This window comes from Paenirhizobium selenitireducens ATCC BAA-1503, from assembly GCF_900492185.1.
Taxonomy (GTDB): Bacteria; Pseudomonadota; Alphaproteobacteria; order Rhizobiales; family Rhizobiaceae; genus Allorhizobium; species Allorhizobium selenitireducens_A.
Genome location: NZ_UEYP01000015.1, coordinates 15,365 through 28,110 on the forward strand (window position 1 = coordinate 15,365; position 12,746 = coordinate 28,110).

Consider the following 12,746-nt stretch of genomic DNA (forward strand, 5'->3'; position numbering starts at 1 on the left):
AAAAGCGGAGACGGCGGATGAAGATCCGACAAGCTTAGGCGCCAAGTCCTTGAAGAGGTTGGCAGCCGTGGCGGTCATTCTATCCCGTTGGCACTTTTAACCCTCATCTGCCTTGTATGTTTTCTCCGTGACAATAGCAAGGGGAAACGAAATTATGCCATAATATCGATTGATTAGCGTGGTTTGAGGTGGAGTGCCGATTCTCGGACGAAAGGCGCGGTCGTGTCGCTGAAGCGCAGGCCAGCTGCGGGAAATCCGGCCGTTTCCAGAAAGATTGGATTGATTTCATGCATGATCGGCACGCTGGCGGCGGCAATGGGGCGATCGTCGACGATCCGGGGTGGGGAGGCGATTTGCTGCGGGGCCGGTCCTGTCGGGGGCGGTGCGCGCACCCTGGGCGGTTGTTCTCGCGAATCGCTGTCCTCATGCTGCTGGTGGTTGCGGGCGCCGGGGCAGCCGGGAGCGTGACCTTTGCCGCGCAGGCGGAGCCCGCCGATCCGTTGGCGGTTTATGCGGCGCGCATCGTCGGCGACCGGGCCCGTACCCGAATCGTGCTCGAATTCGACCGGAAGCCGGAAATTGCCGTGCGCTACATTGCCAGGCCCGACCGGATCGTCGTCGACCTGCCGTCGACCGTCTTCACTTTCCCCGAGGCAGACCTCGAGGCGCGGGGCCTGTTCCGCGACATCCGCTACGGCTCGATGGACGCGGATTCCGCCCGTCTGGTGCTGACCGCCGATCGGCCCGCCCGGCTCGTCGCGAGCGAGGTGATGGCCAATGAAAGCGGCACGGGCTATCGCCTCGTGCTCGACGCCGAAATGGTGTCGCAACAGGATTTCGAAAAACTGGTCAACGACCAGAGCTGGATGACGGCGAGCGTAGACGCGACCGCCACAGCGCAGCGCGGCGATCGGGTCGGGCAGAGCGAGCCCGCCGCGCCGGGTGCCTTTGTCATCGCCATCGACGCGGGGCATGGCGGCATTGACGCCGGCGCGACGGGGGCGGCGACCAAGACGCAGGAGAAGGAAATCACGCTCGCCTTCGCCAAGGCCCTTTTCGATCGGCTGAAGGGCGAGCCGGGCATCGAGGCCTTTCTGGTGCGCGAGGGAGACGAGTTCCTGTCGCTGTCGGAGCGCGTGACCATCGCCCGGCAGCGCGGGGCAAATCTCCTCATTTCCTTCCATGCCGACACGCTTCGCCAGAGCAACATCCGCGGCGCCACCGTCTATACCATATCGGACAAGGCATCCGACCGCATGGCCGCCGATCTCGCCGAGCGCGAGAACCTCTCCGACGCGGTGGGCGGCGTCAGCGATACCGGCGAGCCGGCCGAAGTGTCCGACATCCTTCTCGATCTGACGCGGCGCGAGACCCAGGCCTTTTCGATTTCCATGGCGGATTCCGTTGTCAGGTCGTTCGAAGGGCAGGTGGCGCTGATCAACAATCCGCATCGCTATGCCGGCTTCCGCGTGCTGCAGGCCCATGATGTCCCGTCGATCCTGCTGGAACTGGGCTTCCTGTCCAACAAGGAGGACGAGAAGCTCCTGCTCGATCCCGCCTGGCGGGTGAAGATCGCCGATTTGCTGGCGGCGGCCATCAGGCGCTACCGTCTTCCGGTCGTCGCCAACGGTGGCTGATGCCGACGGCAGCAGGGCCGATGGGCGGTGCATAAGCGAGGGATGGCCCTATTTTCCTCACAATCGGGCCGTTACTCCGAACTGGGTCGCTTGCGTCTTGCCAAGCAGGGCATGACGTGCAAAACGCCACGCTATGTGCGATGTTCGCCCATTGCGCGCTGAACCGAAAGCATTGCCGGTAGCTCGAATATGATCAGACTGATTGGTTATCTCTTCGGACTCGCGTCCGTCCTCGCCCTCGGCGTCGCCGGCGTCGTCGCCGTGTACCTGAACGGGGTCTCGAAGGACTTGCCGGACTATGCGGTTCTGTCGAGCTATGCGCCGCCGGTCACGACGCGCATTCACGCCGGCAATGGCGCGCTGATGGCGGAATATGCCCGCGAACGTCGTCTCTTCCTGCCGATCCAGGCCATCCCCGACCGGGTGAAGGCCGCATTCCTGTCGGCGGAAGACAAGAATTTCTACAACCACCCCGGCGTCGACATCTATGGTCTTGGTCGCGCCATCCTGGTCAACGTCCAGAACCTCGGCTCCGGCCGCCGTCCCGTCGGCGCGTCGACCATCACCCAGCAGGTGGCGAAGAACTTCCTTCTGTCCTCCGACCAGACGATCGACCGCAAGGTCAAGGAAGCGATCCTGTCCTTCCGCATCGAGCAGACCTATTCGAAGGACAAGATCCTCGAACTCTACCTCAACGAGATCTTCTTCGGAATGAATGCCTATGGCATCGCCGGGGCGGCACTCACCTATTTCGACAAGTCGGTGACCGAACTCACCATCGCCGAGACCGCCTATCTTGCCGCCCTGCCGAAGGGGCCGTCGAACTACCATCCTTTCCGTCACACCGAGGCGGCGATCGAACGTCGCAACTGGGTCATCGACCGGATGGTGGAGAATGGTTTCGTTGCCAAGGCCGACGGCGATGAGGCCAAGAAGCAGCCGCTCGGGGTGACCGGCCGCCGGACCGGTTCCTATCTCTTTGCCTCGGACTATTTCGCCGAGGAGGTTCGCCGCCAGATCATCGAGAAGTACGGTGACAAGTCGCTCTACGAAGGTGGCCTGTCGGTGCGCACGTCCCTCGATCCGCAGATGCAGATCTTCGCCCGCAAGGCCCTGCAGGACGGACTGCTAACCTACGACCAGCGCCGCGGTTTCCGTGGTCCTGTGGCAAAGATCTCCGCCTCGGGGGACTGGGGTGCCGAACTTGCCAAGGTCAATGCGCTGAGCGACGTCCCGGAATGGAAGCTCGCCGTCGTGCTCGCCGTCTCCGCGTCACGCGTCGACATTGGCCTTCAGCCCGCCAAGGAAGCCGGCGGCAAGGTCGTGTCGGATCGCCAGACCGGCCGGATCATGGCCGACGACATGGAATGGGCCTATCGCTCTGCCACTGGTGACCGCAAGACCGCGAAGTCGCCGGAAGGCGTGCTGGCGCCGGGCGATGTTGTCTTCGTCGAGCCGCTGGCGGATGCCGAGGGCGGTTACAGATTGCGTCAGCCGCCGAAGGTGCAGGGTGGCCTGGTCGCCATGGACCCGCATACGGGCCGCGTCCTCGCCATGGTCGGCGGCTTTTCCTATGCCCAGTCGGAATTCAACCGTGCCACCCAGGCCATGCGCCAGCCCGGTTCGTCCTTCAAGCCGTTCGTCTACGCGGCGGCGCTCGACAATGGCTACACCCCCGCCTCGGTCATCATGGACGCGCCGATCGAATTCGTCTCGGGTGGCCAGGTCTGGCGTCCGCAGAACTACGGCGGCGGCTCGGCCGGCCCGTCGACCTTGCGTCTCGGCATCGAGAAGTCGCGCAACCTGATGACGGTTCGCCTCGCCAACGACATGGGCATGAACCTGGTGGCCGAATATGCCGAGCGCTTCGGGATCTATGACAAGATGATGCCCTTGCTGTCGATGTCGCTCGGCTCGGGCGAGACCACGGTGCTGCGCATGGTCTCCGCCTATGCGGTGCTGGCCAACGGCGGCAAGCAGATCAAGCCGACCCTCATCGACCGTATCCAGGACCGCTACGGCAAGACCATCTTCCGCCATGAGGAACGCGTCTGCGAAGGCTGCAACGCCAATGGCTGGGAAGGCCAGGAAGAGCCGACCGTGGTCGACAATCGCGAGCAGGTGCTCGACCCGATGACCGCCTACCAGATCACCTCGATGATGGAAGGCGTCGTCTCGCGCGGCACTGCGGCCGGCAAGATCAAGCTCGATCGTCCGGTCGCCGGCAAGACCGGCACGACCAATGACGAAAAGGATGCCTGGTTCGTCGGCTACACGCCCGACCTGGTCGCCGGCCTCTACATCGGTTTCGACAATCCCGCGCCGCTTGGCCGGGGCTCGACCGGCGGCTCCATGTCGGCACCGATCTTCAACGAGTTCATGCAGGCTGCCGTGGCCGGGACCCCGCCGGGCAAGTTCCGCCTGCCGGAAGGCATGCAGCTCATACCCGTCAATCGCAAGACGGGCATGCAGGCCTATGACGGCGAGCCCGACACCATCATCGAAGCCTTCAAGCCCGGCACCGGCCCGGCCGACACCTTCTCGGTCATCGGCATGGAGGAATATGTGGCGCCCGAGGAAATCCTCAGGGAATCGCCGCAGGCCAACCAGGCCGTCACATCGGGCGCCGGCGGCCTGTTCTGAAGTCCAGCGTCATCATCCTGCGTGCGGCCGCCCCTTTACATCGGGGGCGGCCGCAACTAATTGACGATCCAGTTTTTACACCGAGGTGAAGATCAACCGCGATGCGCAATGAAATCGAGAATGTAGTCGACGAAATCAAGCAGGCCATAAGCCTGCTGAGGAGGCATCTTTGACTGGGATCAGGCGGTAAGGCGACTGGACTGGTTGAACAACAAGGCAGAGGATCCGAACCTCTGGAACGATGCCGCCGAGGCCCAGAAGCTGATGCGCGAGCGCCAGCAGCTGGATGACAGCATCAATGGCGTCAAGCGTCTCGAACAGCAGTTGACCGACAACATCGAGCTGATCGAGATGGGCGAGGAAGAGGGCGACGAGCAGGTCGTAAAGGAAGCCGAGGACGCGCTGAAGGCGCTAAAGGCGGAATCCGGCAAGCTTCAGGTCGAGGCCATGCTGTCCGGCGAGGCCGACGGCAACGACACCTATCTCGAAGTCCATTCCGGCGCCGGCGGTACCGAGTCCCAGGACTGGGCCAACATGCTGCTGCGCATGTATATCCGCTGGGCCGAGAAGCAGGGCTTCAAGGTCGAGGTCATGGAAGTCCACGACGGCGAAGAAGCCGGCATCAAGTCCGCGACCATCCACGTCAAGGGCCACAATGCCTATGGCTGGCTGAAGACCGAATCGGGCGTGCATCGCCTCGTGCGCATTTCGCCCTATGACAGCAATGCGCGGCGCCATACCTCGTTCTCGTCGGTCTGGGTCTATCCCGTCGTCGACGACTCGATCAACATCGAGATCAACGAGAGCGACTGCCGCATCGACACCTATCGTTCGTCGGGCGCCGGTGGCCAGCACGTCAACACGACCGACTCGGCCGTGCGGATCACGCATATCCCGACCGGCATCGTGGTCGCCTGCCAGCAGGAGCGGTCGCAGCACAAGAACAAGGCCAAGGCCTGGGAAATGCTGCGGGCCCGCATGTACGAGGCGGAACTGATGAAGCGCGAGGCGGCGGCCAATGCCGAAGCCGCCTCCAAGACCGACATCGGCTGGGGACACCAGATCCGCTCCTATGTGCTGCAGCCCTACCAGTTGGTCAAGGACCTTCGCACCGGTGTCGAAAGCACCGATCCCGACGCGGTGCTCAACGGCGGCCTGAACGAGTTCATGGAGGCGGCCCTCGCGCATCGCATCAGCGGCAGCGCCGATTCGGTCTCCGACATCGATTGATCGGCTCCGAGGCCATCGCGGACATTGACGGCGGGACGGAGGTTCCGCCGTTTCGCGTTCGGCAAGGTTCGCCTGATGGCGCTGAGCTTCAGTTCGTCGCCCGCTCGACGCGGATCTCGCCGAACTCGTCGATCAGCACAGTCCAGCCCTCCGGCTCCACCGCTGCCGGATCGGTCTTCAGATAGACGGTGGCGAAAAAACCCGGCTGGCGGCTGATACCGGTCGAATCCTCCGGCCGGATGTCGGTGACATAGGGACGGATCGCGGTAAACTCCTCGAGCTCGACGCTTTCCAGAACTTCAGGGCCGGCATCTCTCGAAAGGATCTGCTGAAGATAGACCTTGGCGGTACGATCCGGCTGGCGGATTGCGATCAGCTTGTAATAGCCGCGGCGCGGCGTCGGCGAAACAGCGTCCTCGGCCGGAGCCGGGGCGGTTGCGCCGGCGGGCGCCGGTGCCGGCGTCGGTGAAGCCGGCGGGGCGGACAAAGAGGTCTCGGCATCGCCCTCCCAGGAACCGCCACTGATGACGAAGGTCGCCGTCACCGGCAACTGGTCGATGTCCTCGGCAAGGGCCGGGCCGCCAGCCAGCATCAGGCCCAGAAAGCCGGCGCGGAGAAGTAGGGTAGGGGCCATGCGTCGATCTCCCTCAGTCGGAAAACTGTTCGGCAAGGATGCGATCCGACCAGGAGCGATCGGGATCGGAGAGGATGCGCGCGGTCGTATCCTCGGACTGGGCGATCTGCACCCTGATCACGGACTTGACCTCGGTATGGTCGGCGACCGCGTTGACCGGACGTTTTTCCGGTTCCAGCACGATGATCTCGACGCTCACCTTGTTCGGCAGCAGGGCGCCGCGCCACCGCCGCGGACGAAACGGACTGACCGGCGTCAGGGCCAGAAGCGGCGCCTCCAGTGGCAGGATCGGCCCGTGGGCGGAGAGATTGTAGGCCGTCGAGCCGACCGGCGTGGCGACCATCAGGCCGTCGCAGATCAATTCGTCCAGCCTCACCTTGCCGTCGATGACGACGCGCAGCTTCGCGGCCTGGTAGGATTGCCTGAGCAGCGAAACCTCGTTGATGGCGAGCGCCACCGACTGCGTGCCGTCGGCATTGGTGGTCGTCATCTTCAGCGGGTGAAAATCGTTCTCCACCGCCGCGGCAATCCGTTCGCGCAGGCTCTCGGTGGAATAGTCGTTCATCAGGAAACCGACCGATCCACGGTTCATGCCGTAGACCAGCTTGCCGGAGTTCATGGTGTCGTGCAGCGTCTGCAGCATGAAGCCGTCACCGCCGAGCGCGACGATGACGTCCGCCTCGGCCGGTTCGACACTTCCGTAGCGCGCGGCAAGCTCCGCCCGCGAGGCCTGGGCCTCGTCGGAATTGGAGGCGATGAAGGAAAGCGACCGGAACGAACGCGACATGGGCAGCCCTTTGTTATCGGCGCCAGTGGTACATGACAAAGCCCTGTAACCACAAGCCATTCACCGCCGCAAACGGTTCTCCCGCCGCCCGCGCGGCAAAGCGCGGTTCCTGTCTGCCGCACGAAATTTTGCTTTACCGCAATTCGATTTGCCCTTAATGACGGCACCACTGCCCTTGTAGCTCAGTTGGTAGAGCACCTGATTTGTAATCAGGGGGTCGCGGGTTCGAATCCTGCCGGGGGCACCAATCTTCCACTATCCATAGCGAAAGACATAGGTAACATCGTGTACCTTAGACATGGGTGACAACCCCGTGCCGAAAGGGTTGTCGATGGATCGGCCTATAAACGCTCGGTTTGGTCGGTTGAAATGATCTCTCTGCGCCGGGCGATGGCGCCGATCAGTCGTATGTCGTGGATAGCGCGCCCGCAGATTGCGCGAACTCGGCGCTCTTGGGGAAGGGCGCCGAGTTCGCCGGACTTACATCATTTCGCTAGCATGGCACCTCGGTGCCTCACGGAAGTGCGCCATCTGCGGGGGCGGCAGTTTATTTCTTGCTGCCGCGACCGGCGCCCGTGTTCTTGGAACTGCTTGCACCACCTGTCGTGGCCGTGCCTTTGCCCTTGGTCGCGCTGACACCGGTTTTGCCGAAGGCGACGCCGGTCTTGCCGCCATACATTTCGTCTTCGCCTGGAGTGCCCTCGCTCTTGGCCTGGTTTTCGTCGTGGTATTTCTCCAGGACGGTGTCCTCGGCTGTCGCCCAGGGATTGTTGTGCGATGCCATGGCCGGCGTCATCGCCAACAGGCCCGCACTCACTCCGCAGATGATGATCTTCAACATGATATTGCCTTTCCTGCATCCTCGTAATGCAATCGATCAAAACATAAGAAGATTGATATATATAAAATGGAATATGTTAATTTGACGGCTGGCTTCGCCGGACCTCTAGGCGGGCAGCGATGCTGTCCCGGACGCTAAGGGCACAGATACGTGCAAGCACACGGATCGCTGACACTGGAGGCTAAGCTCCGCAATCACCAAGACGTTTATCGGGGTTTTTCACAGCCCGAACTGCCGGCAGATTGGCGCGGTGTCTTCGCGCCCTGCCGTCGAGGTCGGTAAAGGCGACGATCATGCCGTCTTTTTCAGCAAATGCTGCCGGGTGGCGTAGAGCGCGATCGCCGCCGCGTTGGAGACGTTGAGCGACTTGATCTCACCCGGCATGTCGAGCCGCGCCAGCGCGTTGACCGTCTCGCGCGTCTTCTGCCTCAGTCCCTTGCCCTCCGAGCCGAGAACCAGCGCCACCTTGTCGCCGGTGAGCGCGCGTTCCAGCGGGGCCGGGCCTTCCGAATCAAGTCCGACGGTGAAGAAACCGAGCTTGTGCAACTCGCCGAGCGCGTCGGACAGGTTGGTGATCTGGATATAGGGAATCATTTCCAGCGCGCCCGAGGCCGATTTGGCCAGCACGCCGGATTCGGTCGGGCTGTGGCGCATGGTGGTGATCACCGCGCCGGCCCCGAAAGCGACGGCGGTGCGCATGATGGCGCCCACATTGTGCGGATCGGTCACCTGGTCGAGGACCAGAAGCAGCGGGCTGTCCTTCAGCGCCTCCAGCCGGCGCATCGGGAGGGGGCGCGTTTCCAGCATCACGCCCTGGTGGATCGCATCCGGCCCGAGCTGCTTGTCGAGATCCTGCGGGGTGACGATCTCCACGGGAAAGCCAAGCGAATCGACGGGGCCGATTTCCAGCCTGACGAGCGCATTCTGCGTGACGGAGAGCTTGATCAGCTTGCGCTCGGGATTGTCGATCGCCGCGCGCACGGTGTGCAGGCCGTAGAGGCGCACCTGGTCGGGCGCCAATTGCGGCGGCGTCCAGTCGGTCTCCTTGCGGCGATCCTTGCGGGGATCGGGGGTGGGTATCTCACCCCGTTCGCGCTTGGCATCGCGCACCTGGCGGCGCAGCGTCGCATAGTGGGTATCGCGGGCGGTCTTGTCGATCTTTGTATCTTTTACCATGCGCTCTTATAGCCGCCCGCAATCGTCGGGGATAGACCCGCCGGGCTCCGGCCTGTTTTCCGCGGCGCGAAATTTTTTCCAGATTTTTCCACATTCATCGTGTTGACATGAGGGGGAAGGGCCGTCATATACCCGCCGCAGATCACGGGGCTAACGCCAACGCGATCTCGACTGAAAGCTTGGTCGCTTGATCCGGACGAATAGACTGGAGAGATGCCCGAGTGGTTAAAGGGGACGGACTGTAAATCCGTTGGCTTCGCCTACGTTGGTTCAAATCCAACTCTCTCCACCATTCGTCCTCGGATCGAACATCGCGGGTATAGCTCAATGGTAGAGCAGCAGCCTTCCAAGCTGAATACGCGGGTTCGATTCCCGCTACCCGCTCCAGGCCATCTTCTCCGAAGTCATTATTGAATTGCGCCGATCCTTGACGCTGGAAGCGTGACGACCTTCCCGTGGATCCGTATTCACGCCTTCATACAAATGCTCTAGCCTGCGACGGATCATCATCCCAGGAGGAGCTATCATGGCGCAGAAAATGAAAGCCGCGATCTTTGTCGAGAAAGGCCGCATCGTTCTCGATGAGAAGCCCGTTCCTGATGTCGGCCCGCTCGATGCACTGATCCGCATAACGACGACGACGATCTGCGGCACCGACGTCCATATCCTGAAAGGCGAGTATCCGGTCGCAAAAGGGCTGACGATCGGCCACGAGCCGGTGGGCGTCATCGAGAAACTGGGCTCCGCCGTCGAGGGCTACACCGAAGGCCAGCGCGTCATCGCCGGCGCGATCACGCCGTCTGGTCACAGCTATGCCTGCCTGTGCGGCTGCGGCTCGCAGGACGGCGCCGGCACCAGGCATGGCTTCAAGGCGATGGGTGGCTGGAAGTTCGGCAACACGATCGACGGCTGCCAGGCCGAATACGTTCTGGTCAAGGATGCGATGGCCAATCTGAGCCCGATCCCCGACCATTTGAGCGACGAGCAGGTGCTGATGTGCCCCGACATCATGTCGACCGGCTTTTCCGGTGCGGAGAGCGGTGGCGTCCGGATCGGCGATACGGTCGTCGTCTTTGCGCTCGGGCCGATCGGCCTTTGCGCGGTCGCAGGTGCGAAACTGATGGGTGCGACGACGATCATCGGCGTCGACACGCTGGCCTCGCGCATGGAGGTCGCAAAGAAGCTCGGCGCCGACCATGTGATCGACTTCAAGGCCGGCGATCCCGTCGAGCAGATCATGGCGCTGACCGACGGTCGCGGCGTCGATGTCGCGATCGAAGCGCTCGGCACCCAGGGGACCTTCCGCTCGGCGCTCGAATCCTTGCGCCCCGGCGGCACGCTGTCGAGCCTCGGCGTCTATTCCAGCGATTTGACGATACCGCTCGGTGCCTTCTCGGCCGGTCTCGGCGACAACAAGATCGTGACGACCCTTTGCCCCGGCGGCAAGGAGCGCATGCGCCGGCTGATGGAAGTCTGCGCGTCGGGCCGCGTGGACCTCAAGCCGCTGGTCACCCATCGCTACAAGCTCGACGACATCGAGGCGGCCTACGACCTCTTCGCAAACCAGCGCGACGGCGTGCTGAAGGTCGCCATCGAGCCGTGAGTCCGCTTCGCAACAGACCGGTCGCCGATGCCGGATCGGCCGGCCGCGGATTCGATCTGGTGCCGGTCGGCGGGGCGGGGGTAGGCCTCGTCCCGACGATCCGGCGCCAAATCATTTAAGTCTTGCGCAATCCTCGGGAAAGCCTTAAACGGCGGGACCAAACCGGTTCGCCGGCTCCACATCTTTCTCGATCATAGGAAGCATTCAAATGGCAAAGAGTAAGTTTGAGCGCAATAAGCCGCACGTCAACATCGGTACGATCGGCCACGTCGACCATGGCAAGACGTCCCTGACGGCAGCGATCACCAAGTACTTCGGTGAATTCAAGGCCTATGACCAGATCGACGCGGCACCGGAAGAAAAGGCCCGCGGCATCACCATTTCGACGGCGCACGTGGAATACGAGACGGCGAACCGCCACTACGCCCACGTCGACTGCCCCGGCCACGCCGACTACGTCAAGAACATGATCACCGGTGCTGCCCAGATGGACGGCGCGATCCTGGTTTGCTCGGCTGCCGACGGCCCGATGCCGCAGACCCGCGAGCACATCCTGCTCGCCCGTCAGGTCGGCGTTCCGGCAATCGTCGTCTTCCTCAACAAGGTCGACCAGGTCGATGACGCGGAGCTTCTCGAACTCGTCGAGCTGGAAGTGCGCGAACTCCTGTCGTCCTACGACTTCCCCGGCGACGAGATCCCGATCATCAAGGGTTCGGCACTGGCCGCTCTCGAAGACTCTGACAAGAAGATCGGCGAAGACGCGATCCGCGAACTGATGGCGGCAGTTGACGCCTACATCCCGACGCCTGAGCGTCCGATCGACCAGCCCTTCCTGATGCCGATCGAAGACGTGTTCTCGATCTCGGGCCGTGGTACGGTTGTCACCGGCCGCGTCGAGCGTGGCATCGTCAAGGTTGGCGAAGAAGTCGAGATCGTCGGCATCCGTCCGACCACCAAGACGACGGTGACCGGCGTTGAAATGTTCCGCAAGCTGCTCGACCAGGGCCAGGCCGGCGACAACATCGGCGCTCTGATCCGCGGCGTTGCCCGTGACGGCGTCGAGCGTGGCCAGATTCTCTGCAAGCCGGGTTCGGTCAAGCCGCACAAGAAGTTCATGGCCGAAGCCTACATCCTGACGAAGGAAGAAGGCGGCCGTCATACGCCGTTCTTCACCAACTACCGTCCGCAGTTCTACTTCCGCACCACCGACGTGACGGGCATCGTCTCGCTGCCGGAAGGCACGGAAATGGTCATGCCGGGCGACAACGTCACGGTTGAAGTCGAACTGATCGTGCCGATCGCGATGGAAGAAAAGCTGCGCTTCGCCATCCGCGAAGGCGGCCGCACCGTCGGCGCCGGCATCGTCGCCTCGATCATCGAGTAAGTCGTTCCCGCAAGGGATCGAGAAAGCCCCGCCGGCAACGGCGGGGCTTTTTTCGTTCGAGGGCGTTCTGGCAATGTCCATGAAGAATCGTTGAGCGGGGGAGGGACCCGCGTCCGAGGTGGCCGGAACGCGTCTTCGGCGCCTCAGCGACGCTCTTGTGTCGAGGGAAACTTGTCGTCATTGCGGCGTCAACCATGCCAGCGGGGACGGCTGTGGGCTCTTTGAAAAAGCTTGAAAAAGAGACTTGCCATTTTCTTCAGACCACCTTAAACAGCGCCAAGCTCGCAAGTGACGGTCGGTGACCAGGGCTTGTCGAGAGACGGCTTAGGGGTATAGCTCAGTTGGTAGAGCGGCGGTCTCCAAAACCGCAGGTCGTAGGTTCGAGCCCTGCTGCCCCTGCCAAGCCCGACAATTCGGCGCAGAGATTTGCGACGATCGCTTTGAGAGTGTGTCGGCTTGATGAAGGCAAAAGTTGCGGACGGATGGATTCTCTCTTGTGCAAAGAGGAATCGATCTTTATGTAGGGTTCAAACAGACACGCGGTGCGTGGGGCTGACATCGTCGGCTTTACGCGCCGTAAATGCGTGGGCATTAAATGGCATCCAAGACTAATCCATTCGCGTTTCTGCAGCAGGTCCGCTCCGAGACGTCCAAGGTCACATGGCCGTCGCGCCGCGAGACAATGATCTCGACGGCGATGGTGCTGTTCATGGTCATCTTTGCCGCGCTGTTTTTCTTTGCGGCCGATCAGTTGATCGGCTGGCTGATCAGCCTCGTGCTGAACATCAGCATTTAATCGGCGGAGACGAAC

General features: G+C 62.5%; 10 protein-coding genes and 4 tRNA genes. 10 read left to right on the forward strand and 4 right to left on the reverse strand.

What is annotated here, in order from left to right; all coding sequences use genetic code 11:
• Positions 1-425 precede the first annotated feature (425 nt).
• The 3 genes from RHIZ70P_RS18960 to prfB all read left to right on the forward strand — a co-directional run bounded on the left by RHIZ70P_RS18960 (position 426) and on the right by prfB (position 5,510).
• On the forward strand, positions 426-1,637 hold the full coding sequence (locus tag RHIZ70P_RS18960; protein ID WP_115672042.1) for an N-acetylmuramoyl-L-alanine amidase: 1,212 nt from the start codon (positions 426-428) through the stop codon (positions 1,635-1,637).
• A gap of 189 nt (positions 1,638-1,826) precedes the next feature.
• A complete protein-coding gene (locus tag RHIZ70P_RS18965) occupies positions 1,827-4,280 on the forward strand; it encodes a penicillin-binding protein 1A (protein WP_115672043.1) in 2,454 nt (817 codons plus the stop codon).
• A gap of 101 nt (positions 4,281-4,381) precedes the next feature.
• A protein-coding gene (gene prfB / locus RHIZ70P_RS18970; RefSeq protein WP_115672044.1) for a peptide chain release factor 2 occupies positions 4,382-5,510 on the forward strand; the annotation gives its coding sequence in 2 pieces (ribosomal slippage) (positions 4,382-4,450 and positions 4,452-5,510; 1,128 coding nt in all).
• A gap of 88 nt (positions 5,511-5,598) precedes the next feature.
• Here the strand turns inward: prfB and RHIZ70P_RS18975 are convergent.
• Complete coding sequence (locus RHIZ70P_RS18975; protein WP_235842280.1) at positions 5,599-6,144, reverse strand: hypothetical protein; 546 nt, start codon at positions 6,142-6,144, stop codon at positions 5,599-5,601.
• A gap of 13 nt (positions 6,145-6,157) precedes the next feature.
• Positions 6,158-6,931, reverse strand: a complete 774-nt coding sequence (locus RHIZ70P_RS18980) for an NAD kinase (protein ID WP_115672045.1) — start codon at positions 6,929-6,931, stop codon at positions 6,158-6,160.
• Positions 6,932-7,102: 171 nt separating this feature from the next.
• Here RHIZ70P_RS18980 and RHIZ70P_RS18985 point away from each other — a divergent pair.
• Positions 7,103-7,178: transfer RNA gene (locus RHIZ70P_RS18985), tRNA-Thr, on the forward strand.
• A 300-nt stretch (positions 7,179-7,478) separates the two neighbouring features.
• Here RHIZ70P_RS18985 and RHIZ70P_RS18990 read toward each other — a convergent pair.
• Positions 7,479-7,772 (reverse strand): hypothetical protein, encoded by a 294-nt coding sequence (locus tag RHIZ70P_RS18990; RefSeq protein ID WP_115672046.1) that lies wholly within the window; start codon positions 7,770-7,772, stop codon positions 7,479-7,481.
• Positions 7,773-8,063: 291 nt separating this feature from the next.
• Entirely contained in the window at positions 8,064-8,948 is an 885-nt protein-coding gene (rlmB, locus tag RHIZ70P_RS18995) for a 23S rRNA (guanosine(2251)-2'-O)-methyltransferase RlmB (RefSeq protein WP_115672047.1), read from the reverse strand.
• A 207-nt stretch (positions 8,949-9,155) separates the two neighbouring features.
• On the opposite strand from rlmB, the gene RHIZ70P_RS19000 reads away from it, so the two are divergent.
• The 6 genes from RHIZ70P_RS19000 (at position 9,156) to secE (ending at position 12,731) form a co-directional block, all read left to right on the forward strand.
• A tRNA-Tyr gene (locus tag RHIZ70P_RS19000) sits at positions 9,156-9,240 on the forward strand.
• A gap of 21 nt (positions 9,241-9,261) precedes the next feature.
• A tRNA-Gly gene (locus tag RHIZ70P_RS19005) sits at positions 9,262-9,335 on the forward strand.
• Positions 9,336-9,474: 139 nt separating this feature from the next.
• The gene (locus RHIZ70P_RS19010; RefSeq protein ID WP_115672048.1) at positions 9,475-10,551 is read left to right on the forward strand and encodes an NAD(P)-dependent alcohol dehydrogenase; all 1,077 of its coding nucleotides are present in this window, start codon (positions 9,475-9,477) and stop codon (positions 10,549-10,551) included.
• Between the two features lie 208 nt (positions 10,552-10,759).
• Entirely contained in the window at positions 10,760-11,935 is a 1,176-nt protein-coding gene (gene tuf / locus RHIZ70P_RS19015) for an elongation factor Tu (RefSeq protein WP_115672049.1), read from the forward strand.
• A gap of 326 nt (positions 11,936-12,261) precedes the next feature.
• Positions 12,262-12,337: transfer RNA gene (locus tag RHIZ70P_RS19020), tRNA-Trp, on the forward strand.
• A 193-nt stretch (positions 12,338-12,530) separates the two neighbouring features.
• Complete coding sequence (gene secE, locus RHIZ70P_RS19025; protein WP_115672050.1) at positions 12,531-12,731, forward strand: preprotein translocase subunit SecE; 201 nt, start codon at positions 12,531-12,533, stop codon at positions 12,729-12,731.
• Positions 12,732-12,746 lie beyond the last annotated feature (15 nt).

Bases quoted from the DNA above. Each gene is read 5' to 3' on its own strand.
- RHIZ70P_RS18960 (WP_115672042.1), top strand. From the start codon at position 426: ATGCTGCTGGTGGTTGCGGGCGCCGGGGCAGCCGGGAGCGTGACCTTT.
- RHIZ70P_RS18965 (WP_115672043.1), top strand. From the start codon at position 1,827: ATGATCAGACTGATTGGTTATCTCTTCGGACTCGCGTCCGTCCTCGCC.
- RHIZ70P_RS18975 (WP_235842280.1), bottom strand. From the start codon at position 6,144: ATGGCCCCTACCCTACTTCTCCGCGCCGGCTTTCTGGGCCTGATGCTG.
- RHIZ70P_RS18980 (WP_115672045.1), bottom strand. From the start codon at position 6,931: ATGTCGCGTTCGTTCCGGTCGCTTTCCTTCATCGCCTCCAATTCCGAC.
- RHIZ70P_RS18990 (WP_115672046.1), bottom strand. From the start codon at position 7,772: ATGTTGAAGATCATCATCTGCGGAGTGAGTGCGGGCCTGTTGGCGATG.
- rlmB (WP_115672047.1), bottom strand. From the start codon at position 8,948: ATGGTAAAAGATACAAAGATCGACAAGACCGCCCGCGATACCCACTAT.
- RHIZ70P_RS19010 (WP_115672048.1), top strand. From the start codon at position 9,475: ATGGCGCAGAAAATGAAAGCCGCGATCTTTGTCGAGAAAGGCCGCATC.
- tuf (WP_115672049.1), top strand. From the start codon at position 10,760: ATGGCAAAGAGTAAGTTTGAGCGCAATAAGCCGCACGTCAACATCGGT.
- secE (WP_115672050.1), top strand. From the start codon at position 12,531: ATGGCATCCAAGACTAATCCATTCGCGTTTCTGCAGCAGGTCCGCTCC.